The 26,728-nt window shown below is 70.4% G+C and carries 19 protein-coding genes; 5 read left to right on the top strand and 14 right to left on the bottom strand.

Annotated features, from left to right (window positions below):
* Positions 1–235: 235 nt before the first annotated feature.
* On the bottom strand, positions 236–3,130 hold the full coding sequence (locus N8I87_RS30045) for a vitamin B12-dependent ribonucleotide reductase (protein WP_263213420.1): 2,895 nt from the start codon (positions 3,128–3,130) through the stop codon (positions 236–238).
* Positions 3,131–3,293: 163 nt separating this feature from the next.
* Complete coding sequence (gene nrdR, locus N8I87_RS30040) at positions 3,294–3,845, bottom strand: transcriptional regulator NrdR (protein WP_263213419.1); 552 nt, start codon at positions 3,843–3,845, stop codon at positions 3,294–3,296.
* 563 nt (positions 3,846–4,408) lie between these two features.
* Here nrdR and lexA point away from each other — a divergent pair.
* Positions 4,409–5,188, top strand: coding sequence for a transcriptional repressor LexA (gene lexA / locus N8I87_RS30035; protein ID WP_263213418.1), 780 nt, complete (start codon positions 4,409–4,411; stop codon positions 5,186–5,188).
* A gap of 154 nt (positions 5,189–5,342) precedes the next feature.
* Here the strand turns inward: lexA and N8I87_RS30030 are convergent, their stop codons facing one another.
* The 4 genes from N8I87_RS30030 to N8I87_RS30015 form a co-directional block, all read right to left on the bottom strand.
* On the bottom strand, positions 5,343–7,319 hold the full coding sequence (locus N8I87_RS30030; protein WP_263213417.1) for an ATP-dependent DNA helicase: 1,977 nt from the start codon (positions 7,317–7,319) through the stop codon (positions 5,343–5,345).
* 224 nt (positions 7,320–7,543) lie between these two features.
* The gene (locus tag N8I87_RS30025; protein WP_263213416.1) at positions 7,544–8,341 is read right to left on the bottom strand and encodes a GNAT family N-acetyltransferase; all 798 of its coding nucleotides are present in this window, start codon (positions 8,339–8,341) and stop codon (positions 7,544–7,546) included.
* A 51-nt stretch (positions 8,342–8,392) separates the two neighbouring features.
* Positions 8,393–10,375, bottom strand: coding sequence for an IucA/IucC family protein (locus N8I87_RS30020; protein WP_263213415.1), 1,983 nt, complete (start codon positions 10,373–10,375; stop codon positions 8,393–8,395).
* A 75-nt stretch (positions 10,376–10,450) separates the two neighbouring features.
* The gene (locus N8I87_RS30015; protein ID WP_263213414.1) at positions 10,451–11,935 is read right to left on the bottom strand and encodes a diaminobutyrate--2-oxoglutarate transaminase family protein; all 1,485 of its coding nucleotides are present in this window, start codon (positions 11,933–11,935) and stop codon (positions 10,451–10,453) included.
* A 287-nt stretch (positions 11,936–12,222) separates the two neighbouring features.
* Between N8I87_RS30015 and N8I87_RS30010 the strand changes: the two genes are divergently transcribed.
* Positions 12,223–13,455: a trypsin-like serine peptidase gene (locus tag N8I87_RS30010; RefSeq protein WP_263213413.1), complete on the top strand. Its 1,233-nt coding sequence runs from the start codon at positions 12,223–12,225 to the stop codon at positions 13,453–13,455.
* Between the two features lie 134 nt (positions 13,456–13,589).
* Positions 13,590–14,798, top strand: coding sequence for a trypsin-like serine peptidase (locus N8I87_RS30005; protein WP_263213412.1), 1,209 nt, complete (start codon positions 13,590–13,592; stop codon positions 14,796–14,798).
* A gap of 62 nt (positions 14,799–14,860) precedes the next feature.
* Here the strand turns inward: N8I87_RS30005 and hflX are convergent, their stop codons facing one another.
* From hflX to miaA, 6 genes are all read right to left on the bottom strand, one after another.
* Positions 14,861–16,354 carry a GTPase HflX gene (hflX, locus tag N8I87_RS30000; protein WP_263213411.1) on the bottom strand — a complete coding sequence of 498 codons (1,494 nt, stop codon included), beginning with the start codon at positions 16,352–16,354 and terminating at the stop codon, positions 14,861–14,863.
* 150 nt (positions 16,355–16,504) lie between these two features.
* A complete protein-coding gene (locus N8I87_RS29995) occupies positions 16,505–18,085 on the bottom strand; it encodes a M1 family metallopeptidase (protein WP_263213410.1) in 1,581 nt (526 codons plus the stop codon).
* A gap of 106 nt (positions 18,086–18,191) precedes the next feature.
* Positions 18,192–20,474, bottom strand: a complete 2,283-nt coding sequence (locus N8I87_RS29990; protein WP_263213408.1) for a RelA/SpoT family protein — start codon at positions 20,472–20,474, stop codon at positions 18,192–18,194.
* A 283-nt stretch (positions 20,475–20,757) separates the two neighbouring features.
* Entirely contained in the window at positions 20,758–21,627 is an 870-nt protein-coding gene (gene dapF, locus N8I87_RS29985; RefSeq protein ID WP_263213407.1) for a diaminopimelate epimerase, read from the bottom strand.
* Positions 21,628–21,688: 61 nt separating this feature from the next.
* Complete coding sequence (locus N8I87_RS29980; RefSeq protein WP_263216736.1) at positions 21,689–22,201, bottom strand: hypothetical protein; 513 nt, start codon at positions 22,199–22,201, stop codon at positions 21,689–21,691.
* 108 nt (positions 22,202–22,309) lie between these two features.
* Positions 22,310–23,248: a tRNA (adenosine(37)-N6)-dimethylallyltransferase MiaA gene (gene miaA, locus N8I87_RS29975; protein ID WP_263213405.1), complete on the bottom strand. Its 939-nt coding sequence runs from the start codon at positions 23,246–23,248 to the stop codon at positions 22,310–22,312.
* 182 nt (positions 23,249–23,430) lie between these two features.
* Here miaA and N8I87_RS29970 point away from each other — a divergent pair, with 182 nt between their 5' ends.
* Positions 23,431–23,733, top strand: coding sequence for a hypothetical protein (locus N8I87_RS29970; protein ID WP_263213403.1), 303 nt, complete (start codon positions 23,431–23,433; stop codon positions 23,731–23,733).
* Positions 23,734–23,757: 24 nt separating this feature from the next.
* Entirely contained in the window at positions 23,758–24,036 is a 279-nt protein-coding gene (locus N8I87_RS29965) for an antitoxin (RefSeq protein ID WP_263213401.1), read from the top strand.
* An 86-nt stretch (positions 24,037–24,122) separates the two neighbouring features.
* On the opposite strand, the gene N8I87_RS29960 is transcribed toward N8I87_RS29965, so the two are convergent.
* Positions 24,123–24,836 carry a class III extradiol dioxygenase subunit B-like domain-containing protein gene (locus tag N8I87_RS29960; protein ID WP_263213399.1) on the bottom strand — a complete coding sequence of 238 codons (714 nt, stop codon included), beginning with the start codon at positions 24,834–24,836 and terminating at the stop codon, positions 24,123–24,125.
* A 184-nt stretch (positions 24,837–25,020) separates the two neighbouring features.
* On the bottom strand, positions 25,021–26,535 hold the full coding sequence (miaB, locus tag N8I87_RS29955) for a tRNA (N6-isopentenyl adenosine(37)-C2)-methylthiotransferase MiaB (RefSeq protein ID WP_263213397.1): 1,515 nt from the start codon (positions 26,533–26,535) through the stop codon (positions 25,021–25,023).
* Between the last annotated feature and the right edge of the window lie 193 nt (positions 26,536–26,728).

Here is a 26,728-nt window from a genome sequence, read left to right as displayed (position 1 = left end):
TAGGGGGCGAAGCTCGCGATCGTCGCCACGCCCGGTGTTGGAGGCCCCGCCGGGGACCGGTCCGGGCTCGCCCGTCCGGAAGGCACGGGCCCGCCCGGACAGTTCCCCAATATCACCGTCGTACCTCGGCGGTGTCGTCACGAGCGGAGGCCGCGGTCTCGTCGGGCGCAGGGACACGGAAAAGGGGCGCCGGCACATGGCCGGCGCCCCTCAGCTCAAGGGCTTGCCGTCGGCGTCAGCTGCAGCCGCTCGTCGAGCCGCAGCCCTCGCAGATGTAGCAGGAGCCGGCCCGCTGCATCTTCGTGCCGCAGGAGAAGCAGAGCGGGGCGTCCGCCTGGATGCCCAGCTGCATCTCCACCAGTTCGGCGCTGGTGTGGGCCTGCTTCGGGGCGGGCTGGGCCGCGCCGGACTCGGCCTTCGGCGTGGTGACGGCCTTGAGGTCCGTCTGGCGCGGCGCCGACTGGGCCAGGCCCTCGACGTCCACCTCGTCCTCGGAGGGCTCGTACGAACCCGTCTCCAGGTGGCGCTGACGCTCCTCGGCGGAGTGGATGCCGAGCGCGGAGCGCGTCTCGAACGGCAGGAAGTCCAGCGCAAGGCGGCGGAAGATGTAGTCGACGATCGACTGCGCCATCCGCACGTCCGGGTCGTCCGTCATACCGGCCGGCTCGAAGCGCATGTTCGTGAACTTCGAGACGTACGTCTCCAGGGGCACGCCGTACTGGAGACCCACCGAGACGGCGATGGAGAAGGCGTCCATCATGCCCGCGAGGGTGGAGCCCTGCTTGGACATCTTCAGGAAGACCTCGCCCAGACCGTCGTCCGGGTAGGAGTTGGCGGTCATGTAGCCCTCGGCGCCACCGACGGTGAAGGACGTGGTGATTCCGGGACGACCCTTCGGGAGGCGCTTGCGGACCGGTCGGTACTCAACGACCTTCTCGACCGTCTCGCGGATGGTCGCCTCGGCCTTCTCCGTGATCTCGGCCTTCTCCTTCTCCTTGGTCTTGGCGGAGAGCGGCTGGCCGACCTTGCAGTTGTCGCGGTAGATGGCGAGCGCCTTGACGCCCATCTTCCAAGCCTCGAAGTAGATCTCCTCGACCTCTTCGACGGTCGCCGACTCCGGCATGTTGACCGTCTTGGAGAGGGCGCCGGAGATCCACGGCTGGATCGCGGCCATCATGCGGACGTGGCCCATCGGGGAGATGGCACGCTCGCCCATGGCGCAGTCGAAGACCTCGTAGTGCTCGGGCTTGAGGCCGGGGGCGTCGATCACATTGCCGTGCTCGGCGATGTGGGCGACGATCGCCTCGATCTGCTCCTCCTGGTAGCCCAGGCGGCGCAGGGCCTGCGGAACGGTGCCGTTGACGATCTGCATCGAGCCGCCGCCGACCAGCTTCTTGAACTTGACCAGGGCGAGGTCGGGCTCGAGGCCGGTGGTGTCGCAGGACATCGCGAGACCGATGGTGCCGGTCGGGGCGATGACGGACGCCTGGGAGTTACGGAAACCGTTCTGCTCGCCGAGGCGGACGACGTCCTGCCAGGCCTCCGTGGCGGCGGCCCACACCGGCGTGTCCAGGTCGTCCATGCGGACGGCCGTCTCGTTGGCGTCGGCGTGCTGCTTCATGACGCGCTTGTGGGCATCGGCGTTGCGGGCGTAGCCGTCGTACGCGCCGACGACCGCGGCGAGTTCGGCGGAGCGCCGGTACGACGTGCCGGTCATCAGGGAGGTGATGGCGCCGGCGAGGGCGCGGCCGCCGTTGGAGTCGTACGCGTGACCGGTCGCCATCAGCAGGGCGCCGAGGTTGGCGTAGCCGATGCCGAGCTGGCGGAACGCGCGCGTGTTCTCGCCGATCTTCTGGGTCGGGAAGTCCGCGAAGCAGATGGAGATGTCCATCGCGGTGATGACGAGCTCGACGACCTTGGCGAAGCGCTCGGCGTCGAAGGACTGGGTGCCCTTGCCGTCGTCCTTGAGGAACTTCATCAGGTTCAGCGAGGCGAGGTTGCAGGACGTGTTGTCCAGGTGCATGTACTCGCTGCACGGGTTCGAGCCGTTGATACGGCCGGACTCCGGGCATGTGTGCCAGCGGTTGATCGTGTCGTCGTACTGGATGCCCGGGTCGGCGCAGGCCCACGCGGCCTCGGCCATCTTGCGGAACAGGGACTTGGCCTCGACCTCCTCGATGACCTCGCCGGTCATCCGCGCGCGGAGACCGAACTTGCCGCCCTGCTCGACCGACTTCATGAACTCGTCGTTCACACGGACCGAGTTGTTGGCGTTCTGGTACTGGACGGACGTGATGTCGTCGCCGCCCAGGTCCATGTCGAAGCCCGCGTCGCGCAGGGCGCGGATCTTCTCCTCCTCCTTGACCTTGGTCTCGATGAAGTCCTCGATGTCGGGGTGGTCGACGTCGAGGATGACCATCTTGGCGGCGCGGCGGGTGGCACCGCCGGACTTGATCGTTCCGGCCGAGGCGTCGGCACCGCGCATGAAGGACACAGGACCGGAGGCGTTGCCGCCGGAGGAGAGCAGTTCCTTGGAGGAACGGATACGGGAGAGGTTCAGGCCGGCGCCGGAACCGCCCTTGAAGATCATGCCCTCTTCCTTGTACCAGTCGAGGATCGACTCCATGGAGTCGTCGACGGACAGGATGAAGCAGGCGGAGACCTGCTGGGGCTGCGGGGTGCCCACGTTGAACCACACGGGGCTGTTGAAGCTGAAGATCTGGTGCAGGAGGGCGTACGCCAACTCGTGCTCGAAGATCTCGGCGTCGGCGGGCGAGGCGAAGTACTTGTAGTCCTCACCGGCCTTCCGGTACGTCTTCACGATGCGGTCGATCAGCTGCTTGAGGCTGACCTCGCGCTGCGGGGTGCCGACGGCACCACGGAAGTACTTGCTGGTGACGATGTTGACCGCGTTCACCGACCAGGAGTCGGGGAACTCGACGCCACGCTGCTCGAAGTTGACCGAGCCGTCGCGCCAGTTGGTCATGACGACGTCACGGCGCTCCCAGGCCACCTCGTCGTACGGGTGCACGCCGGGGGTGGTGTGGATGCGCTCGATACGCAGCCCCTTGGTGGCCTTGGCGCCCTTGGCTCGGGAACCTCGTGCCGGACCGCTCGCCGTCTCTGTCATGCCGCCTCCCTGTACGGGCTAAAACGCCCTGAAGTGCCACGATGTTCCCGTGACACGGTGTTCTGTCATGTGTTGCGGGCACCCTCACGCTGCCGCCCGCAACAGGTCTTGGATGCCGCCGTCCGGCCGGATCCGGGACCTGGGCCCGGCTCCGCTCCGCCGGTCAGTCGGCGGCGTGGGCGGGCACCGGAACCTGGCTGGTCCCTCCGGCCCCGCAGTCGTCTTCCTGGCTCCCCGCTCCCGCGTCTTCGTCGTCCACGGCGGGGCCTCGCCTCGTTTCCCTGAGCTCCGCGATGGCTGCCTCGAAGTCCTCCAGCGAGTCGAACGCCCGATAGACGGAGGCGAATCGCAGAAAGGCGACGAGGTCGAGCTCCTGCAACGGACCGAGTATGGCCAGCCCCACGTCATGGGTGGTCAGCTCGGCGCTTCCGGTGGCCCGCACCGCCTCCTCGACGCGCTGGCCGAGCTGGGCGAGCGCGTCCTCGGTGACAGGCCGCCCCTGGCATGCCTTGCGCACGCCGTTGATGACCTTGGTACGGCTGAAGGGCTCGGTGACTCCGGACCGCTTGACCACCATGAGCGAGCACGTCTCCACGGTCGTGAAACGACGGGAGCAGTCAGGACACTGGCGGCGCCTGCGGATCGACGTGCCGTCGTCGGTCGTACGACTGTCGACCACACGGCTGTCGGGGTGCCTGCAGAAGGGGCAGTGCATGATCTCCAACCCTCCTCACAGCAGACTGAACAGCCTCGCGAGACCACTTGGGCCCCTCGAAGCAGCCCCAAGCATAGGCGATCTCGGAGACACCGGAGACCCGGGGGACCACAACTTGTGGGCTGCTGCTGCAATCCAACCACTAGATGTGGGGCTTGGCTGATACATCGACCGTACGCGCGTGTCGCACGCGCGCGTGCCCGCACGACACGGCAGGCAGGCCGCTACGGAACACACACGTGCGCCTGCGTAACGCTGCGGCGCTTACGGAGATACGGTGGGCGCCGCACGGAGGTCACGTAGGACTCCGGCACAGAAGGGGACCGGATCCTGGCTGACCGGGTTCCGGATGGCAGACTTGGGACACAACCCACGAGGTCATCACCCCGGCGGTGAAGAGTACAACAATGGGCCCTTTTGTCCGCCAGGTGCCGCGTTAGCCATACACCCAGACACATGATCGCGTCAGGTGAATCGAGGTTTTTCACTCGAACGTGTGTTTGGCGCAACCTTTCGAAAGCAACTACCGTTGTGCAGCAGGGAGACCATCGAGAGGGGCCGACGTGACCACCACCGCAGACAGTGCCACCATCACTGCCCAGGACCGCTCCCAGGGCCGACTGGATCCGGTGCATGCGATGAACGAAGCCACGAATCCCGAGGCGCACAAGCGCTCGCTGCCGGGCCGACCTCCAGGCATCCGGGCGGACAGTTCGGGGCTCACCGACAGGCAGCGCCGGGTGATCGAAGTCATCAGGGACTCCGTGCAGCGGCGCGGCTACCCGCCGTCCATGCGGGAGATCGGCCAGGCCGTCGGACTGTCCAGCACCTCCTCGGTCGCGCACCAGCTGATGGCACTGGAGCGCAAGGGCTTCCTGCGCCGCGACCCGCACCGCCCGCGCGCGTACGAGGTGCGCGGTTCCGACCAGGCGGTGACGGTGCAGCCGACGGACACCGCGGGCAAGCCCGCCGCGTCGTACGTCCCGTTGGTGGGCCGTATCGCCGCCGGCGGTCCGATCCTCGCCGAGGAGTCGGTCGAGGACGTGTTCCCCCTGCCCCGACAGCTCGTGGGTGACGGGGAGCTGTTCGTCCTCAAGGTGGTCGGCGACTCCATGATCGAGGCCGCGATCTGCGACGGCGACTGGGTCACCGTGCGCCGTCAGCCGGTCGCCGAGAACGGCGACATCGTGGCCGCCATGCTGGACGGCGAGGCCACCGTCAAGCGCTTCAAGCGCGAGGACGGCCATGTCTGGCTCCTCCCGCACAACTCGGCCTATGAGCCGATCCCCGGCGACGACGCGACCATCCTGGGCAAGGTCGTCGCGGTGCTGCGGCGCGTGTGACGGCTGCGGCAGGCGAGCACTTCAGGCTCGTCACCTGACCGGGCCCCGGGACCCCTGCGCCGGTTCCGGGGCCCTGTTCTGTCACGGCCCGGCTCCCTGGCCGCTTGGTGTCGCTGGGTAGCCTGTCCCGGCGCCGGGACAGGCTACCCAGCGATCACTCCGCTTCCTTCTGATTCGCCGCCGCGTCGATGGCGGCGAGCGACTTCCGGACCTGGTTACGATCCGTGGTGAACCAGAAGTCGGGCAGTGACGCCTTGAGATAGCCGCCGTACCGCGCGGTGGCCAGCCGCTGGTCGAGCACGGCGACCACACCACGGTCCCCGGACGCCCGCACGAGACGCCCGGCGCCCTGCGCCATCAGAAGCGCCGCGTGAGTCGCGGCGACCGCCATGAAGCCGTTGCCGCCGGCGTCCTCCACCGCCTTCTGGCGGGCGCTCATCAGTGGGTCGTCGGGACGCGGGAACGGGATCTTGTCCATGACGACCAGCTGGCAGCTGGGCCCGGGGACATCGACACCCTGCCACAGCGACAGCGTGCCGAAGAGACAGGTCTTCGGGTCCGCGGCGAAGTTCTTGATCAGTTCCCCGAGGGTCTCCTCGCCCTGGAGCAGGATCGGGAACTCGGGAATCCGCGAGCGCAGTTCCTCGGCGGCTAGTTGGGCGGCGCGCATCGAGGAGAACAGACCGAGCGTGCGGCCGCCTGCCGCCTGGATGAGCTCGGTCAGCTCGTCGAGCATGTCGGCACGGTCGCCGTCGCGCGCCGGGCGCGACAGATGCCTGGCGACGTACAGGATCCCCTGCTTGGGATAGTCGAAGGGTGAGCCCACGTCGACGCCCTTCCACTGGGGAAGGTCCTCGCCCTCCGTGCCCTCGGGGGCGAGCCCGAGGGAGGCGCCCACTCCGTTGAAGTCACCACCGAGCTTGAGCGTCGCCGAGGTGAGGACCACGGAACGGTCCGCGAAGAGCTTCTCCCTGAGGAGGCCGGAGACGGACATCGGGGCGACACGCAGCGAGGCCCCGAAGCGGTCGTGCCGTTCGTACCAGACGACGTCCCACTCCGAGCCGTTCACCACGCGCTCCGCCACGTCGTGCACCGTCTCCACCGAGGCCAGCGCCTGCTTGCGGACCGCGTCCTCGTCCTGAACGGACTTGTCGCGGGTCGCGCCGATCGCGGAGATCACGGTCCGGGCGGCATCCCGGAGCGCCATCAGGGCATAGGCGAGGTCCTCCGGGATCTCCTCCAGGCGCCCCGGCAGGGCCAGCTCCATCAGCCGCTCGAAGCCCTCGGCGGCGGTCTGGAGCTGATCGGCGGCCTTCTCGTTGACCAGCTTCGCCGAGCGGCGCACCGCACGGTTGACCTGCCCGGGCGTGAGCTCGCCGGTCGCGGCACCCGTCACGCGCGAGACCAGCTCATGGGCCTCGTCCACGATCAGCACCTCGTGCTGCGGCAGGACCGGGGCGCCCTCGATGGCGTCGATCGCGAGCAGGGCGTGGTTGGTGACGACGACCTCGGCCAGCTTGGCGCGCTCGCGGGCCATCTCGGCGAAGCACTCGGCGCCGTACGCGCACTTCGAGGCGCCCAGGCACTCCCGGGAGGACACCGACACCTGGGCCCAGGCCCTGTCGGACACTCCGGGCGTGAGGTCGTCGCGGTCACCGCTCTCGGTCTCATCGGACCAGTCCCGCAGCCGCAGCAGGTCCTGACCCAGCTTGCTGGTGGGCGCGGCCGCCTCGAACTGGTCGAAGAGGCCCTCCTCCTCGTCCTGCGGCACACCCTCGTGGAGCCGGTGCAGGCACAGGTAGTTCGACCGGCCCTTGAGCATCGCGAAGTCCGGGCGGCGGCGCAGCAGCGGACGCAGCGCGTCGACGGTGCGCGGCAGGTCGCGCTCCACGAGCTGGCGCTGCAGGGCGAGGGTGGCGGTCGCCACCACGACGCGCTCCCCGTGCGCGAGTGCGGGCACCAGATAGCCGAGCGACTTTCCGGTGCCGGTGCCGGCCTGGACCAGCAGGTGGGATCCGTCGTCGATCGCCTCGGCGACCGCTTCGGCCATGGTCACCTGGCCGGGGCGCTCCGTACCGCCGACGGCTGTGACGGCGGCATGCAGGAGTTCGGGGAGTGAGGGCTTCGTCATAGCGCGACCACCCTACGGCCCACCACTGACAAACGGGTGATCAACGCTGGGAACGGGGGCGCGACCAGGGGCGGGACCAGGGGTCGGAGCACGGCCGGGACTCCTCGGGCGGGACGGGGCGAGGGCTGGAACGGGCCAGGGCCGGAACGAGGCCACAGCTGGGACGGGCCAGGGCTGGGACGGGGCCGGGCTGGGCCGGAGCGAGAGGTGGTCGCCACTGGGGCCTACATCAGGCCGCGCAGGGACCGGTCCCGGATCATGAGGGCGGCCCGCTTGGCGGGCAGGTCGACCTCGGCGGCGAACCGGAACCCGGCCTTCAGGAACGCGGCCACGGAAGGGGTGTTGCGAAGATCGGGTTCCGCGACGACACGCGCGCAGGCGGGGCGTCGGTCGAGCACCAGGTCGGCCACGGCTCTGAGCAGGGCGGATCCCAGGCCCCGCCCACGGTCGGCGACACCCCCGACGAGGAGGTGGACACCGGTGTCGTGCGGGCGGGCCGGATAGTGCCGGGCGAGCGGGTCCAGGTCCGCCCGGTAGATCTCCCAGTAGCTCATCGGGGTGCCGTCCAGGACGCCGACGCACGGGACGCTTCGCCCGTCCCCGTCGAGCTGAGCGCGCACATGCGCCTCGGTCTGGGTGCGGGAACCGGCCAGCTCCCAGAACGCGGCGACGGCCGGATCGTTCATCCAACGGCTGATGAGGGGAAGGTCGCGGTCGAGCTGGACGGGAACCAGTTGGAACGGACCCACCGGTGTGACGAACGGGCCCCAGTCGCCGACGCGGTCCAGCAGGTCGTCGGCGGCGGACGCAAAACGGTCCTCGACGGGCGCGAGCTTGTCCTCGACCGGTGCAAGCCTGTCCTCGACCGGGACTAGACCCTCCGCCGCCTCCCCGGCGATGAGGGCGAGGAGTTCGTCGGGAAGGCGCAGGTCCAGCGTGTCCTCACTGTCCCCGCCAAGACCGGAGCAACCGGGGTGACCGGGAACAGGGACGGCATCGGCGCTCGCGTCGGTGGGAGGCACGGCTGGCTCCTATCAAGAGACGAGTCAAGAGACGAGGCGGGTCGTGCGGGTTCAGCTGTGAAGGGGGTTGGCCACGGTGACGTAGACGGACTGGGTGTCGACCGGGCCGACCAGCTCGTCGAGCCCGTGCAGCCGCGTCAGCAGGTTGGCCTTGCAGCGCAGCACGGGTGAGTCCAGCAACCGGGCCGGCAGGGACGTCCGCAGCGGGGCGGGTCCCGAGGCGACGTCGGTGAGGAAGCGGCGGAAGGCGGCGAGCAGCAGCTGTTCGTCGACGAGGCGCTGGGAGCCGAACGCGCCGATCAGGCCGAGCACATTGTTGATGGCGAGGTAGTACGCGAAGCGTTCGTCGGTGACCTCGTCGGAGACGAACGTGTCGCTGTGCTCGCCGATGCCGGGCAGTCGGGCATCGAGTTCGGCGCGCCGGGACTCGCGGAAGTAGTAGCCCTGGTTGTCGCGGTAGCGGCCGCCCGCGGGCCAGCCGTCGCCGTCCAGCAGGAGCAGGGTGTTCTGCTGGTGTGCCTCCAGGGCGATTCCGGCCTCGCCGTCCAGCCACAGCACGGGGCGCACGACGTGTTCCAGGTAGCGCAGGAACCACTCAGCGGCGACGGCTCCCCGGGGCCGGCCCGTCCTTTCGGCGAGCCTCGTGACGACGTGGGCGAGACGGGATCCGATCTGCGGCGTCCCCTCCGGCATGGGGCTGTCGACGGAGGCGGAAGCAGAAGCGGCGGCAGGACAAGGCCGGGGCGAGACCAGACCGGCGATGCAGGAGACGTCGTCGGACGGGGCGAACGGGTTGTGCCGGATCACCACGTCGAGTCCGGGCACGGGGCGGCCGTCCGGGCCGTCGACGGCCAGCCAGGCCGGGTCCCGGACGATGTCGAAGCCGGGGTGCACGGCCTGCCACGCCTTGGACAGGCCGGCACGCAGCAGGCGGTGCACCTCGACACCGCGGTGGAGCTCCTTGCGCAGGTTCTCACGGCGGGAGTTGGTGATCCGCAGACCCAGCGACAGCTTGAGCATCACGGGAGCGCCGGACCGGTGAACGGTGCGTACGGAGGATGTGGGGTGCCACGGCGAGCCGTGGGGGCCGAGGTCGCGGAGCAGTCCGGCGTCGAGCAGGGCGGCGGTCTCGTCGCGGTGCCGGACTTCGCGTGACTGCCAGGGGTGCAGGGGCAGGGCGGCGTAGCCGTCGGGCAGCGGTAGTCCGGGGCCGGCGAGCCGTGTCGTGAGCAGGTCCGCCGGAATGGGCCGGCCGCGCTCGGTCCAGGCCGAGTCGACCGCGAGCACGGGGGGGGCGACAGCCATCCAGTGCAGGGGGAAGGAGCCGCTCAACTCCGGTGAGTACAGGCGGGCCTCGCCTTCGGACAGGCCCTCGCGACTCTTCGGAGTCGGGTGGAAGGGGTGGCCGAGCAGGAGTGCCTGTTCGGCGTCGAGGAAGAGGTCAGGACCGAGGAAGAGGTCGGGGCCGTCGGCGGGTCGCTCTCGCCGGTCGGTGATGAAGGTGAGGGTACGGCGTACGGATTCGGCGACCCGGGCCACGAGGTCACCGCCGTCCGTGCTCACGACGGCCTGCGGACCGGTGGAGGCGGGCTCCGGCCTGCCGGGCGTCTCCCGGGTGAGAAGCGCCGCGAGCGTGACCGCGTCGAGGGGTGGGGCGTCCTGCGGGGCACCGGCCAGGCGCGGAAGCCCGAAGCGGTGCCAGCCTGTCGGAGACCAGTAGTGGACGGGTGCGGTCAGGGAGACACCGCTGGTGGGCAGCGGGATGTGGAGGGTGTCGGTGTCGGGAGCGGCCAGGTTCGTCTCCCGCACCCAGCAGCGGAGCAGGTTCTCCACTGCGGCGGCCTGGGCGGCGGTGTGCGGGTCGGGGTGGTCCAGGAGGTCGGTGGCGGTACTTCGTGGGTGCGCGGCTTCCGACGTGCGGGGCTTCTGCTGGGGTACCGGCTCGGCCTGCGGCGCGGGCGGGGCCTGGGTGCCGTGGGCGTCGTCGTACTCGGGGGTGTGGGAACGGCCGTTGGGGAGGGGGATCGCGTTCAAGACTGTTCCTTGGGGCGTTCGGATGTGCTGGGGGACTGCGTCGGCGGTGCCGGAACAGGGGCGGAGGCGCCTGGTTCAGCGTTGCGACCGAGGTGGGACGACCTGTGCGGTGGCGCCGCGGGCCACCGCCGCCACCGCGTCGGTCAGCCGGTCGAGTACGGCCGCCGCCTGCTCGTCGCTGATGGTGAGGGGCGGGAGGAGCCGTACGACGCTTGAGTGGCGGCCGCCGATTTCCACGATCAGACCGCGGCCCAGGCACTCCCGCTGGACGGCGGCGGCGAGTTCGGGGGCGGCGGGACGAGGAGTGCGGGCGGGCTCCAGCCCGGCGACCGCCCGTTCGGGAGCTTCCGCGGGACCCGGCCCGAGTCCACCCGGGCCGCCCTCCCCCACGAGATCCGTACCCACCGGGTCCGCCCGCTCCGGATCCACCAGCTCGACGCCGATCATCAACCCCCGCCCCCGGACATCCCCCACGCACGGGAACGCCCGCTCGAGTTCGCGAAGTTGGTTCAGCAGCTGGGAGCCCAGCAGGGCCGCGCGCTCCGCGAGGCCGTTCTCGCGGACATGGGCGAGGGTGGCGGCGCCGGCGGCCATGGCGAGCTGGTTGCCCCGGAAGGTCCCGGCGTGGGCGCCGGGTTGCCAGACGTCGAGGTCTTCCCGGTAGACGACCACGGCCAGCGGGAGGCTGCCGCCGATGGCCTTGGACAGGACCATCACATCGGGGATGACACCGCTGTGCTCCACGGCCCAGAAGGCGCCGGTGCGTCCCACGCCGGTCTGGATCTCGTCCGCGATCAGCGGGACGGACCGGGCGGCGGTGATCTGCCGCATGCGCCGCAGCCAGTCGTCGGGGGCGGGAATCACCCCGCCCTCGCCCTGAACGGGTTCCAGGATCATCCCGGCCGGGAGCGGTACCCCGGACTTGGGGTCGTCCAGGACGGACTCGGTCCAGCGAGCGGCGAGTTCGGCGCCGCGGGGGCCGCCGACCCCGAAGGGGCAGCGGTAGTCCTGGGGGTACGGGAGACGGGCGACCCGTACATCACAGGCGCCGCCGGACGCGGCCAGGGCTCCGCTGGTCATCCCGTGGTAGGCGCCGGTGAAGGCCAGGATTCCGGTGCGTCCGGTCGCCGCTCGGACCAGCTTGAACGCGGCCTCCACGGCGTCGGTGCCGGCCGGTCCGCAGAACTGGACGCGGGCACGATCGGCGAGGCCTGGTGGCAGGGTGCGGAACAGTTCGGTGATGAAGGCGTCCTTGACGGGGGACGCCAGGTCGAGCACGGAGAGAGGTGCGCCCGAGTCGAGAACCTTGCGGATGGCCTCCAGGACGACGGGGTGATTGTGGCCGAGGGCGAGTGTTCCGGCGCCGGAGAGGCAGTCGAGGTAGCGGCGGCCGTCGGCGCCCTCGATGGTCAGCCCGCGGGCTCGGACCGGCACGATCGGGAGGGCGCGCGCATAGGTGCGCGCTGCCGACTCGCGCGCCGACTGGCGCCTCAGGATCCCCTCGTGCGCGGCGCACGCTCCCCCGGATGTCCCCCCGGTCACCGATTCGGTCACGGCCACGGCTCGCTGTCCTCCCGCTGTACAGAGGCGAGTTGATGCGCGGGGACCGGACGTGGGCAGCGGCCCCCACACCGCTACAACCCCGAACCGCCCAGCTGGTTACGGGTTGCTTCAAGATCCTTGCCGTGACGGAACCGTTGCCGTTCCGTCGGAAGTCCCCCACAGCGAGCGCATAGTGTGTGATGCCGTTCCCGGACGTCCCTGAGAGCGTCGTGAACTCCCCATGAGTTCCGGCCGGTGTCGCGGGCACAGCGCCCAGTTCCTTTACAGCAGGGGGAGTCAAGACCATGCGATCCATACGGCCGTCGTTCACCGTTCGCCGAGGAGGGAGCGCGCCTCGCAGAACCTCCCCCGTGCTGGCGGCCGTCGCCCTCGCCTCGGCGCTGGCGCTGACCGCCACTGCCTGCAACGGCTCCGGTGACGACAACGCCGGCGGGCAGGCGACCGCCTCCGCGACCGGCGGAGACAGCAGCGACGGCAAGATCCAGATCCCGGACGACATCAAGAACAAGCTCAAAGAGCACGGGATCGACATCGACAAGTGGAAGAACGGCGCCTGGAAGAACTGGGACAGGGACGAGTGGCTGCGCGAGGCCAACGACTTCATCAACCCGATCATCAAGGGTCTGTGGGACCCGGACCGCATGCGGGACTCCAACGACCCCGACAAGGGTGTCGACGAGAACGACATCTCCGGTGACCAGGGCGTGACCGATCCGACGCCGGCGCCGGTCAAGGCGCAGCAGGTGCAGCCGGCGTACCACGCCCATGCGGCCACCGCCGGAAAGGTGTTCTTCGACGCCCCCGAGGGCAAGATGGTCTGCTCGGCGACGGTGGTGAAGGACCCGGCCCACCCCGGCAAGTCCAACCTCATCTGGACGGCGGGCCACTGTGTGCACGCCGGCAAGAAGGGCGGCTGGTACCGCAACATCGTGTTCGTGCCGTCGTACAACGACAAGGGCATGACGAACGAGCAGCTGCGGAAGGCCACCAGGGAAGAGGTCGCACCGTACGGCGTCTGGTGGGCCGACGGGGCCCAGACCTCGCAGCAGTGGATCGACCAGGGCGGGGAGACGGGTGGCGACGGCGCCTCGTACGACTACTCCGTGATCCATGTGACGCCCGAGCAGGGCAGCGGCGGCAAGTCGCTGGAGGAGACGGTCGGTTCGGCGCTGCCGGTGAACTTCAACGCCCCGGCCGTGCCGAAGGCGCAGGACATCACGGCCACCGGCTACCCGGCGGCGCCGCCGTACGACGGAAGTTTGCTCTACCAGTGCCAGGACAAGCCGGGACGGCTGTCGATCAACAAGTCGGACCCGACGATGTACCGCATCGGCTGCACCATGACCGGTGGTTCCTCCGGCGGCGGCTGGGTGGAGACGGGCTCGGACGGCAAGCCGGCACTCGTGTCCAACACCTCCATCGGACCGGTCACCGCGGGCTGGCTCGCGGGTCCGCGGCTGGGTGATGTGGCCAAGGGCGTCTACGACTCGGTCAGCAAGAAGTTCGCCGGGCAGTAGCGGCCGGCCGGCACGGCCAGGTCACGGACGGCGGCGCGGCGGGTGCGGAAACCTTCACCGGCTCGCCGCCGTTCGTCCCCAGCCCCACGGGCATAGTGGGGTGTCACCATCGCTTCAACGGGGGTAATCGCAGCATGCGTTCCATACGTACGCCCTTCGCGCACCGGCGCGCACGGCGGCGCACCGTCCTCGCCACCACCGGTCTGGTCGCGGCCCTGACACTCACCGCCACGGCCTGCAACGGCTCCGACGACGACAAGTCGGGCGACAAGGCCGGCGCCACGGCCACCTCGGCGGACGGCGACGCCGGCAAGGTCGAGATCCCGGCCGACATCGCGAGCAAGCTCAAGGAGCACGGCGTCGATGTCGACAAGTGGGCGGACGGCGGCTGGAAGAACTGGGACAAGGACAAGTGGCTCAGTGAGGCCAAGGACTTCGTCAACCCGGTGATCGAGGGCCTCTGGAAGCCGGAGCGGATGCGGTCCGCGAAGGAAGCCAACAAGACGGTCACGGCGAAGGACGCAGCCGCCGACCAGGGCGTCAGTGACCCGGATCCGCAGCCGGTGCGGGCCACGGCGGAGAAGACGCCGTACCACGACAACGCGGCCCCCGTCGGCAAGGTCTTCTTCGACTCCCCCGAGGGCTCGATGGTCTGCTCCGGCACGGTCGTCAAGGACGTCAACCACCCGGGCAAGTCCAACCTCGTGTGGACGGCGGGCCACTGTGTGCACGCCGGCAAGAAGGGCGGCTGGTATCGCAACATCACCTTCGTGCCGTCGTACAACGACCTCGGCAAGCCGGAGTCGCAGCTGGCCGATGCCACGAGCTCGCAGATCGCCCCGTACGGCACCTGGTGGGCGGACTGGGCGTCCACCTCGAACGAATGGATCCAGGGCGGCTCGGAGACGGGCGGCGCGGGTGCCGCGTACGACTACGCGGTGCTGCACGTGAAGCCGCAGTCCGGGTCGAAGTCCCTGGAGGAGACCGTCGGCGCGGCGCTGGACGTCGACTTCTCGGCCCCGTCCGCGACCGAGGTAGCCAAGATGGGCGCCTGGGGATACCCGGCGGCACCGCCGTACAGCGGTCTGAAGATGTTCAAGTGCATCGACCGGCCCGGCCGGCTGTCGCTCAGCCCGGCGCTGCCGACGATGTACCGGATCGGCTGCACGATGACCGGCGGTTCGTCCGGCGGCGGCTGGTTCCGGGTGGTGGGCGGAAAGACCGAGCTGGTGTCGAACACCTCGATCGGTCCGGCGGACAACACCTGGCTCGCGGGCCCGCAGCTGGGCAAGGAGGCCGAGGGGCTCTACCAGAACATGAGCAGGACGTACGGCGGTCACTGACCCGGCACACCGAAGGCCCGTCCCCCGCACCGAGCGGGAGGCGGGCCTTCGGCCTGTACGGGTCAGGCCGCGGGAGTGGGCACGTACGGTGCCAGCTCCGCGGCCAGCTCCTCGTGCACCCGCACCTTGAGCAGCGTGCCCTCCGCGGTGTGCTCCTCGGAGATCACCTCGCCCTCGGTGTGGGCACGGGCGACGAGCTTGCCGTGGGTGTACGGCACGAGCGCCTCGATCTCGACGGACGGCCGCGGCAGCTCGTTGTCGATCAGCGCGAGCAGCTCGGCCATGCCCTGGCCGGTGCGGGCCGAGACCGCGATGGAGCGCTTCTCGATGCGCAGCAGCCGCTGGAGCACCAGCGGGTCGGCCGCGTCGGCCTTGTTGATCACGACGATCTCGGGCACGTCGGTGGCGCCGACGTCCCGGATCACCTCGCGCACGGCGGCCAGCTGCTCCTCCGGCATCGGGTGCGAGCCGTCCACCACGTGCAGGATGAGATCGGAGTCGCCGACCTCCTCCATGGTGGAGCGGAACGCCTCGACCAGGTGGTGCGGCAGGTGCCGGACGAAGCCGACGGTGTCGGCCAGTGTGTACAGCCGGCCGCTCGGGGTCTCCGCCCGGCGGACGGTCGGGTCCAGGGTCGCGAACAGGGCGTTCTCGACCAGGACGCCGGCTCCGGTGAGGCGGTTGAGCAGGGAGGACTTGCCGGCGTTGGTGTAGCCCGCGATGGCGACGGACGGCACCTTGTTGCGCTTGCGCTCCTGGCGCTTGATCTCGCGGCCGGTCTTCATCTCCGCGATCTCCCGGCGCATCTTCGCCATCTTCTCGCGGATCCGGCGCCGGTCCGTCTCGATCTTGGTCTCACCGGGACCACGGGTGGCGAGGCCACCGCCCTTGCCGCCGCCCATCTGACGGGACAGCGACTGACCCCAGCCACGGAGCCTCGGCAGCATGTACTGCATCTGCGCGAGCGCGACCTGCGCCTTGCCCTCTCGGGACTTGGCGTGCTGGGCGAAGATGTCCAGGATCAGGGCCGTACGGTCGATGACCTTGACCTTGACGACGTCCTCGAGGTGGATCAGCTGGCCGGGGCTCAGCTCACCGTCGCAGATCACCGTGTCCGCGCCGGTCTCGATCACCACATCGCGCAGCTCCTCGGCCTTGCCGGAGCCGATGTAGGTGGCCGCGTCGGGCTTGTCGCGGCGCTGGATCACACCGTCGAGCACGAGCGCGCCCGCGGTCTCCGCGAGGGCGGCGAGCTCCGCGAGGGAGTTCTCCGCGTCCACCACCGTTCCCGAGGTCCAGACGCCGACGAGCACGACCCGCTCCAGGCGGAGCTGGCGGTACTCGACCTCGGTGACGTCCTCGAGCTCGGTGGACAGGCCCGCCACGCGGCGCAGGGCCGCGCGCTCGGAGCGGTCGAACTGGTCGCCGTCCCGCTCTCCGTCGGTCTCGTGGCTCCAGGCGACGTCCTCTTCCATCAGGGCATCGGCCCGAAGACCTTCGGGGTAGGCGTGCGCGAAGCGCTTGGTGTCCTGGGAAAAGGAAGAAGAGGAGGTCATTGGGTCCTTACGTCGATGGGGATTCCGGTACGGCGGTCATTGTGCTACGGCGGTCACTGTGCACAACGTACGAGCCTCCTGGGAGATTCCCGGGCCCGTACCAGGCCAACCCGAAAATGGTCGCACGGGACTCCCCGTCTCGTCACCGCCTTATTCGCCGTGCGCGGCCTTGCCGGGCAGGGCCTTGCCGTGTGCGTTCTTGGCGGGTGCGTCCTTGGTCTGTGCACCCTTGGTCTGTGCGCTTTTGGCGGGTGGCGTGGACTTCCAGTCCGGGTGGCCCGGCATCGGCGGGGTCTTTTCTCCGTAGAGCCAGTCCTTGAGGAACCCGCCGAGGTCGCGGCCGGCGATCCTGGAGGCCATGTCCACGAAGTCGGCCGTGGTCGCGGTGCCGTCCCGGTGGTCGCGCACCCACGTCCGCTCCAGACGCTGGAAGGCGTCCTTCCCGATCTCCTGCTGCAGGGCGTACAGCGCCAGCGCGGCTCCGTCGTAGACGTTGGGCCGGAAGATGCTGATCTTCTGGCCCTCCTTGGGCGGCTTGGGGGCAGCGGGCGGGCCGCCCGAGGCACGCCAGCGGTCCGAGGCACTGTAGGCGGCCTTCATGCGGTCGACCATGGGCTTGTTCCCCTTCTCCTGCGCGTACAGGGACTCGTACCAGGTGGCGTGTCCCTCGTTCAGCCACAGGTCGGACCAGCTGCGGGGGCTGACGCTGTCGCCGAACCACTGGTGGGACAGCTCGTGCACCATGACCGACTCGATGTACCACTTGGGGTAGGCCGGCTCGGTGAACAGCTCCTTCTCGAAGAGGGAGAGGGTCTGTGTCTCCAGTTCGAAGCCGGTGGAGGCCTGGGCCATGAGCAGGCCGTACGTCTCGAAGGGGTAGGGACCGACCTTGTTCTCCATCCAGGCGATCTGGTCGGGGGTCTTGGCGAGCCAGGGTTCGAGGGCCTTGCCGTCGGCGGCGGGGACCACGTCGCGCACCGGCAGCCCGTGGGGTCCGGTGCGGTGCAGGACGGCGGAGCGCCCGATGGACACCTGGGCGAGCTCGGTGGCCATCGGGTGCTCGGTCCGGTACGTCCAGGTGGTCGAGCCACCGGCCCGGCCCACACCGGCCGGTACTCCGTTGGCCACGGCCGTGAAGCCGTCGGGGGCGGTGACCCGGATGGTGAACATCGCCTTGTCGGACGGATGGTCGTTGCACGGGAACACCAGGTGCGCGGCGTCGGCCTGGTTGGCCATGGCGAGGCCGTCGGAGGTCCGCACCCAGCCACCGTCCCGGCCCTTGGCGGGCACCGGGTCACTGGTGTGCCGCACGGTGATCCGCATCCACGAGCCCCTGGGCAGCGGGACCTGAGGAGTCACAACCAGATCCTCACCGGCGGCGGCGAAGCCGGCGGGCAGGCCGTCGACCTCGACGGACTCGACCTTGCCGTGCGCGAAGTCGAGGTTGAGGCGGTCCAGGTCGGCGGTCGTCCGGGCGTCGATGGTGGTGACGGCCTGGACGGGCTTGTCGTTGGTGCCGGGATAGGTGAAGGAGAGGTCGTACGACGTGACGTCGTATCCCGGGTTGCCCAGGTACGGGAAGAGGCGGTCACCGACGCCCAGCGGCCCGGCGGGTGCGCTCGCGGCCAGGAGGCAGACGGAGACGGCGGAGGCGAGGAGGGCCGCCGTGCGGTGCCGGGAGGTCCACGTCCTCTTCGGCCGGGGAGGGCGGGTGCGGAGGGTGAGCAGCATGCACCACCGCTACCAGCGCGCGCCCGCCCCGCGGCGGCGACGCGCGCCCGGCCCACCCGAACGGGTTGATGGGGCCGGTTCCTCAGGAGGCCTGCGGTGTCATCCCTCAGGAGGAGGCGGGAGCCTGGTGCTGGGCCCGGCCCACGTCGTACACGCCGGGCACGTTCCGCATCGCCCGCATGAGGGCCGGGAGGTGGGCCGCGTCGGGGAGTTGGAGGGTGTACGTGTGGCGTACGCGCTGCTGGCTGGGTGGTTCGACGGTCGCGGAGACGATCTCGGCGCCTTCCAGGGCGATCGCTTCGGTGAGGTCGGCGAGCAGATGGGGGCGGCCGAACGATTCGGCGACCAGTGTGACCCGGCACTCGGTGGTGTCGCCCCAGCGCACGTCGACCTCCGCGCGCCCTGTGCTCGTCATCCGGGCCACCGCGGCGCACTCCACCCGGTGCACGGTCACCACTCCGCCGCGCACGGCGAATCCGGTGATCCGGTCGGGCGGTACGGGGGTGCAGCACCCGGCGAGCCGTACGGCGGCTCCCGGCGGGTCCACGAGGACGTCGGCGCCTCGGGTGCGTGCGGCTCGGGCGTCGCTCCCGGGGTGAGCGCCGGGGGCATCCGTGGTGACGCGCGCGGCGGGGGCGTCGGGACCGGCTGTGGGGCCGTCCGCGCCCGCACCGGCCTCGGCCTTCTGGGCGTGCGTGCCGTCGGTAGCGTCCCGGGGTGCCTCGGCCGCGCGGGTCGCGGTGCCGTCGGACGAGTGTGCCGCCTCGCTCGTACGGGCCCCGGCGTCCCCTGCCTCGCCCTCCGGGTGCGCCGCCAGCCAGCGCTGGATGGCGATGCGCGCGGCCGGGGTGTGGGCGTGCTCCAGCCACTTCCTGGAGGGCTCGGAGGCCGGGTCCTGGCCCATGAGGAGCTGGACGCTGTCGCCGTCCTTCAGGACGGTGCTCAGCGTCGCGAGGCGGCCGTTGACGCGGGCGCCGATGCACGCGTGCGCGTCCTCGCCGTACTGGGCGTAGGCCGCGTCGACACAGGTGGCGCCCTCGGGCAGGCCGAGCGTGCCGCCGTCGGGCCGGAAGACGGTGATCTCGCGGTCCTGGGCCAGGTCCTCCCGCAGGGTGGACCAGAAGGTGTCGGGGTCGGGCGCGGCCTCCTGCCAGTCGAGGAGGCGGGAGAGCCAGCCGGGGCGGGTGGGGTCGGCGCGCTCGCCGTCGCTCGCGGACTGCTCCTCCGAAGGAGGAGCGTAGGGATTGCCGAGCGCGACGACCCCGGCCTCGGCCACCTTGTGCATCTGGTGGGTGCGGATGAGGACTTCGGCGACCTGGCCGTCCGGGTGGGCCACCGCGGTGTGCAGCGACTGGTACAGGTTGAACTTCGGTACGGCGATGAAGTCCTTGAACTCCGAGACGACGGGCGTCATACAGGTGTGCAGCTCGCCCAGGACGCCGTAGCAGTCCGCGTCCTCACCCACCAGGACCAGCAGGCGGCCGAAGTCGGCCCCGCGCAGTTGTCCGCGTTTACGGGCCACCCGGTGGACGGAGACGAAGTGGCGCGGACGGATGAGGACTTCGGCCTGGATGTCGGAGTCGCGCAGGACCGTGCGCACCTCGTCGGCGATGTCCGCGAGCGGGTCGTCGGGGCGTGCCGCGTTGTCGGCGATCAGACGGCGGGTGTGTTCGTACTCCTCGGGGTGGAGGATCGCGAAGACGAGGTCCTCCAGTTCGGTCTTCAGGGCCTGGACGCCGAGCCGTTCGGCGAGCGGGATGAGGACGTCGCGGGTGACCTTGGCGATGCGGGCCTGTTTCTCGGGGCGCATGACGCCGAGGGTGCGCATGTTGTGCAGCCGGTCGGCGAGTTTGATCGACATCACACGGACGTCGCTCCCGGTGGCGACGAGCATCTTGCGGAACGTCTCGGGCTCGGCCGCGGCTCCGTAGTCGACCTTCTCCAGCTTGGTGACGCCGTCGACGAGATACCGCACTTCCTCGCCGAACTGCTCCCGCACCTGATCCAGCGTCACGTCGGTGTCCTCGACGGTGTCGTGGAGCAGAGAGGCCGTCAAGGTGGTGGTCTCGGCACCGAGTTCGGCCAGGATCAGGGTCACGGCGAGCGGGTGGGTGATGTACGGCTCGCCGCTCTTGCGCATCTGGCCGCGGTGCGAGGACTCGGCCAGGACGTAGGCCCGGCGCAGCGGTTCGAGGTCGGCGTCGGGGTAGTGGGCGCGGTGGGCCTCGGCGACATGGCCGATGGCGTCCGGCAACCGGTCGCGGCCGGCGGGACCGAGCAGCGCGACACGGCCGAGTCGACGCAGGTCGATCCGGGGGCGGGCCTTCCTGCGGGCCGCTGTAGGGGCTACAGGGCCTGGGGTCGCAGGGTTCGTGGCCTCCGCACTCATGGGCACCTCCGGCTTGTGGACCGGCGGACGGGGCCCCAGGGCATACACGGCTCAGGGTTGGCGACGTTCCCCCGTCCGTGCCGGTGCTTGATGCTACCGAGCCCATCACGCCCGACCGACCTGCTCCCGCCGAGCGTGAAACGGATCACCCATTCGAGCGACGATGTGGAGGTTTACGGTTTTGCGCCACCTGCCTCGCGCACTGCCGTTGTTTCGCACCGCCCCGGACGCCGGGATCCACGGATCCATGCGCCCAGGGCTGCGGGAGGTGCGTTTCTCGCGGTCAGCGAACCACGTTTTCCAGCCACTCGGCGTCGATCCCGCCCTCGGCGACGATCACCGCCGGGCCGGTCATCTCGACCTCGCCGTCGGGCCGCTCGGTGATGACCAGACGTCCGCCGGGCACGTCCACGGTGTACGTCGCCGGGGTTCCGGTGGCTGTGGGGTCGGCGCCGTCCCGGCGCGCGGCGGCCACGGCGACGGCGCACGCGCCCGTGCCGCAGGAGCGGGTCTCGCCGGAGCCGCGCTCGTGCACGCGCATCGCGACATGGCCGGGCCCGCGGTCCACCACGAACTCGACGTTGACCCCGTCGGGGTAGGCGGCGGCCGGGCCGAAGGGCGGCGGGTCGAGCAGATTGCCGGCGTGCGCGAGGTCGTCGACGAAGGCGACCGCGTGCGGATTGCCCATGTTCACGTTGCGCGCGGGCCAGCTGCGCTCGCCGACGCTCACCGTGACGTCCCCTTCGGGGAGGCGCGCTCTGCCCATGCCGACGGTGACGTCACCGTCCTTGGCGATGTGGACGGTCTTCACTCCCCCGCGCGTGGCGATCGAGAGGTCCCCTTCGGCCACATGTCCGGCGTGCTGGAGGTAGCGCGCGAACACACGGACACCGTTGCCGCACATCTCCGCGATCGAGCCGTCGCTGTTGCGGTAGTCCATGAACCATTCGGCGTCGGCGGCCATGTCCCTGGCCTCCGGGTGCGTGACGGAGCGCACGACGTGCAGCACGCCGTCACCGCCGATACCGGCGCGGCGGTCACACAGGGCGGCCACGGCGGCCGGGGTCAGGTCGATGACGTTCTCGGGGTCCGGAACGATCACGAAGTCGTTCTCGGTGCCGTGACCCTTGAGGAAGGCGATCCGCGTGCTCATTCCTCGATCGTACGGGGTCGGTACGACAGCAGTACGACGATCAGCAGGCGGGATACGACGGCTAGCGCAGCCGGGCCACGCGCCACACGGCGAGGACCGCAATCACCGCCACCAGCAGGACGTAGCCGATGACGACCCGCCAGTCCGGGCGGCGGCCGGAGCCCCGCGGGGGCAGGCCGGGGAAGGTGTAGCCGACGCGGCGGGCGGCCATCATGCCCCAGCCCGCGGCGCACGAGCAGATCAGCAGGCCCAGCATGGCGATCACCGCGCCGCTGTCGCCGAAGTCGAAGGCGAGGGGGAAGGCGAACATCAGGGAGCCGACCGCGGCCAGGCCCACGATGGGCGCGAGCTGCCAGATGCGCAGCCGACGCTGTGGCCGCAGCTCGACCTCGACCTCCGGTCCGCCGGCGAACATCTCCTCGGGCTCCGGACCGTCGTCGGTCACACCGCCCGCGGTCTCGTCGGGCCCGTCGGAGCTCAGACGGGCCTCGCCCGGTTCCGGTTCCACGCCGTCGACGCCGACGTGCCCGGTGTCTTCTTCCGCCTGTGCGGTGTCGCGAGGGCCGGCCTCCATCGCCACGCGCCCTCCCAACTAGGACTCCACTTGGTCGATCGAAGCTCGATGATGGCACGGCGCCGGAGGCCTCGATGACCGGCGGCGCATCCCGATGCCATCACGTGATCAGGCTGTAACCGGTCGTTCGACCAACGCCAGTGCGAGGTGCGGAAGTTCTGTGAGATCCGTCGCGGCCCCACTCAACCACTGCACGCGGGGATCGCGCCTGAACCACGAATCCTGACGGCGCGCGAAGCGCTTGGTGGCGCGCACGGTCTCGGCCCGCGCTTCGTCCTCGGTGCACTCCCCGCAGAGCGCGGCGAGCACCTGCTGGTAGCCGAGCGCGCGCGACGCCGTACGCCCCTCGCGCAGGCCCTGCGCCTCCAGTGCGCGCACCTCCTCCACCAGACCCGCGTCCCACATCCGGTCGACCCGGCACGTGATGCGCTCGTCGAGCTCGGGACGGGCGACGTCGACCCCGATCTGGACGGTGTCGTAGACGGAGTCGTGACCCGGGAGGTTGGCGGTGAAGGGCTGGCCGGTGATCTCGATCACCTCGAGAGCCCGGACGATGCGGCGGCCGTTGCTGGGCAGGATCGCCCGCCCGGCCTCGGGGTCGGCGGCGGCGAGGCGCGCGTGCAGCGCCCCGGAGCCGCGCAGCGCGAGCTCCGCCTCCAGCCGGGCCCTGACCTCGGGGTCGGTGCCGGGAAACTCCAGGTTGTCGACGGCTCCACGGACATAGAGGCCGGAGCCGCCGACGAGGACCGGCCAGCGCCCCCGGGCGAGCAGGTCGTCGATCCTGGCACGGGCCAGCCTCTGGTACTCGGCGACTGAGGCGGTGACGGTCACGTCCCAGATGTCCAGCAGATGGTGCGGGACACCGCCGCGTTCCTCGGGCGTCAGCTTGGCGGTGCCGATGTCCATCCCACGGTAGAGCTGCATGGAGTCGGCGTTGACGACCTCACCGCCGAGCTGCTGGGCCAGGAAGACGCCCAGATCGGACTTTCCGGCCGCGGTGGGACCGACGACGGCGATGACGCGGGGGGCGGAGGGTGCGCTGCTCACCGCACCAGTCTCGCAAACCTCGCACCCACGTCTCGAACGGGTTACGTGACGCACCGGGTTCGGCGTCGTTGCCCGTTGCGAGGTTCCGGCCGCCGGTTTCGAGGGGCGGTGACCCGGGCGACGCAAACGGACGCTCCGGGTGACGCGGGATTTCGCCCGCACGAGTAACGTATGGAGTGGATATGGGCGTTTTTGCACGACTTCTTGGGAAGTCGAAGGCGACGGAGGAGACCTCGGCCGCCGAGGCGCGGACCGGCACGGAGCCGGCCGGGGCCGAGGCACAGGAAGCGGCGAAGGTCACGGCGGAGGACGCGGCAAAGGGACCGTCGGACACGACGGGACCCGCGGGAGACCGCGACGAGAGTGCGACAGAAGCCGCGACCGACGCAGCCAAGGGTGCCGCCGCCGAGAGCGCCGACATTCCCAAGCAGCAGTCGGCCGAGAAGGCCGCCGACAACGACGCCGGTGAGGACGCCCGTGCATAGCTGACCCACGAGGGAAGGTGGATCATGCATCTCTTGGACACCCTGAAGGCCAAGCTCGCCCCGGCCAAGGAGAAGGCGGCGGACCTCGCACACCATCACGAGGACAAGATCGACAAACTCGAGCACGGTCTCGACAAGGTCGCGCAGGTCGTCGACGAGAAGACCAAGGGCAAGTACAGCGAAAAGATCCATGCGGGCACCGACAAGGCCAAGGGCGCCATGGACCGCTTCACGCAGAAGAGCGGCACCGAGCCGGGTGAGGGCACGGCGACACCGCCCGAGGCGCCGCCACCGGCGTCCTGAGCGGTCGCGGCGGTGGCCCGGCGGGTTGATCGGCGGACGGCCGAGGAGCGTGGGGGCTCCCGGCCGTCCGCCGTTCCGGGACGTGCTCAGGACCAGGCGGCGACCAGGTACCCCACCCCATAGGGCGCGTCGTCGTAGAGCAGCGCGCCCGCGAGGTTCACGCCCTCGGCCGCGCCCGCGAGAACCTGCCAGGGGGCACGGCCGGAGACCTTCAGCTCGTACGCCAACTCGACGTCCAGGGCCTTCAGTGCCGCCACGTCCGCCGTGCCCAGCGCACGCGCGACCTGCGCGTCGAAGGGTGCCGCCCGTTCGTCGAGGTAGCCCGGCGCCTTGAGCGTGCGGCAGGCGCTGGCATCGCCCATCACCAGCAGTGCCACCCGGTCGGCCCGCGCTCCGATCGCCCTTCCGACTTCCGTGCACCGCTCGGGCGTGAGCGATTCCTCCACGCCGAGTCCCTCGATCGGGGCGTCCGCCCAGCCGGTCCGCTCCAGCAGCCAGGCGGCGACGGCGAGCGACGGCGGCAGCTCCCGCTCGGACTCGGCGGCCTGCCCCTGGCCGAGCCGTACGTCGAGGTCGACGCCGAAGCCGCGGAAGGAGCCCCGGGCGCCCTGCGGATAGGGACCGCTTCCGCTCTCCCCCGCGGGCCCGACCACCACCAGCCGGTCGGGACGGGCGGCGGCGAGCACCCCGAGCGCGTCCGTGCACGCGACGCGTGCGGCGTCCAGCTCGGCCGCGGCGCCCGAGGCGACCTGGGGCACGAGGAGCGGTGGACAGGGGCAGACTCCTGCGGCGACAAGCATGATCGGCAGGGTAACGCCGTACGGCGGTCCTGACGTCACTCCTCGTCGAGCACGTCCGCCGGATCGATCACCGACGCGTCGAGCTCGCCTGCCGGATCGATCACCGCGGCACCGAGCACGCCCGCCGAACCGATCACCGCCATGCCGAGCACACCCGTCGCCGCGTGTCGGTCACCGCCGTGCGTCAGGCGTGGCCGCAACCGCTCGTGGCCACCGGCAGCGGCGCCGGGGCGCCGATCGTCGGCAGGCCGAGCATCACGCCGGCCGGCTTCGCCGCCTCCGCCGCGTTGCGCTTCGCCCAGGCGTCACCCGCACGCGTGGGACACACGTCGAGGACGGCGCCCTCGGCGAGGAGGTGGTGCGGGGCAGCGTAGGTGACCTCGACGGTGACCACGTCGCCGGGGCGTACGTCCTGCTCCGGCTTGGTGAAGTGGACGAGGCGGTTGTCGGGGGCGCGGCCGGAGAGGCGGTGCGTGGCGCCGTCCTTGCGGCCCTCGCCCTCGGCGACCATCAGCTCCAGGGTGCGGCCGACCTGCTTCTTGTTCTCCTCCCAGGAGATCTCCTCCTGGAGGGCGACGAGACGCTCGTACCGCGCCTGGACGACCTCCTTGGGGATCTGGTTCTCCATCGTGGCGGCCGGGGTGCCGGGCCTCTTGGAGTACTGGAAGGTGAAGGCCTGCGCGAAGCGGGCCTCGCGCACCACGTGCAGAGTCTGCTCGAAGTCCTCCTCGGTCTCGCCGGGGAAGCCCACGATGATGTCGGTCGTGATCGCCGCGTGCGGGATGGCGGCCCGCACCTTCTCGATGATCCCGAGGTAGCGCTCCTGCCGGTACGACCGGCGCATCGCCTTCAGGACGGTGTCCGAGCCGGACTGGAGCGGCATGTGGAGCTGCGGCATCACGTTCGGCGTCTCGGCCATGGCCGCGATCACGTCGTCGGTGAAGTCGCGCGGGTGCGGAGAGGTGAAGCGGACGCGCTCCAGGCCCTCGACGGTGCCGCAGGCGCGCAGCAGCTTGCTGAAGGCCTCGCGGTCACCGATGTCGGAGCCGTACGCGTTGACGTTCTGCCCGAGCAGCGTGATCTCGGAGACGCCCTCGCCGACCAGCGCCTCGACCTCGGCCAGGATGTCGCCGGGGCGGCGGTCCTTCTCCTTGCCGCGCAGGGCGGGGACGATACAGAAGGTGCAGGTGTTGTTACAGCCGACGGAGATCGAGACCCAGGCCGCGTACGCGCTCTCGCGCCTGGTCGGCAGTGTGGAGGGGAACGCCTCCAGGGACTCGGCGATCTCGACCTGTGCCTCCTCCTGGACGCGGGCGCGCTCCAGCAGGACCGGCAGCTTGCCGATGTTGTGCGTGCCGAAGACGACGTCCACCCAGGGCGCCCTGTTCACGATGGTGTCGCGGTCCTTCTGCGCCAGACAGCCACCGACCGCGATCTGCATACCGGGCCGGGCCGCCTTCTTCGGCGCGAGGCGACCGAGGTTCCCGTACAGCCGGTTGTCGGCGTTCTCCCGTACGGCGCAGGTGTTGAAGACGACGACGTCCGCGTCCCCGTCCGACCCCTCGGGGGCGCGCACATAACCGGCCTCTTCGAGCAGCCCGGACAATCGCTCGGAATCGTGGACGTTCATCTGACACCCGTAGGTGCGTACTTCGTAGGTCTTCACGCCCACGGGCCGGCTCCGGTCGATGCTGCTCATGTGACAAGGGTAGGGGGTTCCCGGAGCACCCCCTCCCGAAGCACCCCCTGCCGGAGCGATGGAGCTGCTTAATTGCGAAACTCGGCAATTACCTGCTGACCCCGGTGCACTGGTCACCGCGTTCGGATCCGACGCGGTCGCACGAGAGGATGGGCCGTATGTTCCTGACAAGTGGGCGGACACGATGCGCCGA

Source organism: Streptomyces sp. HUAS 15-9 (assembly GCF_025642155.1).
Lineage (GTDB): Bacteria > Actinomycetota > Actinomycetes > Streptomycetales > Streptomycetaceae > Streptomyces.
The sequence above is the reverse complement of the archived record's forward strand: the minus strand, read 5'-3'. Positions and strand labels throughout refer to the sequence as shown.

Bases quoted from the DNA above. Each gene is read 5' to 3' on its own strand.
- N8I87_RS29995 (WP_263213410.1), bottom strand. From the start codon at position 18,085: ATGCTGCTCACCCTCCGCACCCGCCCTCCCCGGCCGAAGAGGACGTGG.
- N8I87_RS30010 (WP_263213413.1), top strand. From the start codon at position 12,223: ATGCGATCCATACGGCCGTCGTTCACCGTTCGCCGAGGAGGGAGCGCG.
- nrdR (WP_263213419.1), bottom strand. From the start codon at position 3,845: ATGCACTGCCCCTTCTGCAGGCACCCCGACAGCCGTGTGGTCGACAGT.
- N8I87_RS30005 (WP_263213412.1), top strand. From the start codon at position 13,590: ATGCGTTCCATACGTACGCCCTTCGCGCACCGGCGCGCACGGCGGCGC.
- N8I87_RS30030 (WP_263213417.1), bottom strand. From the start codon at position 7,319: ATGACGAAGCCCTCACTCCCCGAACTCCTGCATGCCGCCGTCACAGCC.
- N8I87_RS30045 (WP_263213420.1), bottom strand. From the start codon at position 3,130: ATGACAGAGACGGCGAGCGGTCCGGCACGAGGTTCCCGAGCCAAGGGC.
- dapF (WP_263213407.1), bottom strand. From the start codon at position 21,627: ATGAGCACGCGGATCGCCTTCCTCAAGGGTCACGGCACCGAGAACGAC.
- hflX (WP_263213411.1), bottom strand. From the start codon at position 16,354: ATGACCTCCTCTTCTTCCTTTTCCCAGGACACCAAGCGCTTCGCGCAC.
- N8I87_RS29970 (WP_263213403.1), top strand. From the start codon at position 23,431: ATGGGCGTTTTTGCACGACTTCTTGGGAAGTCGAAGGCGACGGAGGAG.
- N8I87_RS29990 (WP_263213408.1), bottom strand. From the start codon at position 20,474: ATGAGTGCGGAGGCCACGAACCCTGCGACCCCAGGCCCTGTAGCCCCT.
- miaB (WP_263213397.1), bottom strand. From the start codon at position 26,535: ATGAGCAGCATCGACCGGAGCCGGCCCGTGGGCGTGAAGACCTACGAA.
- N8I87_RS29960 (WP_263213399.1), bottom strand. From the start codon at position 24,836: ATGCTTGTCGCCGCAGGAGTCTGCCCCTGTCCACCGCTCCTCGTGCCC.
- N8I87_RS29965 (WP_263213401.1), top strand. From the start codon at position 23,758: ATGCATCTCTTGGACACCCTGAAGGCCAAGCTCGCCCCGGCCAAGGAG.
- N8I87_RS29980 (WP_263216736.1), bottom strand. From the start codon at position 22,201: ATGGAGGCCGGCCCTCGCGACACCGCACAGGCGGAAGAAGACACCGGG.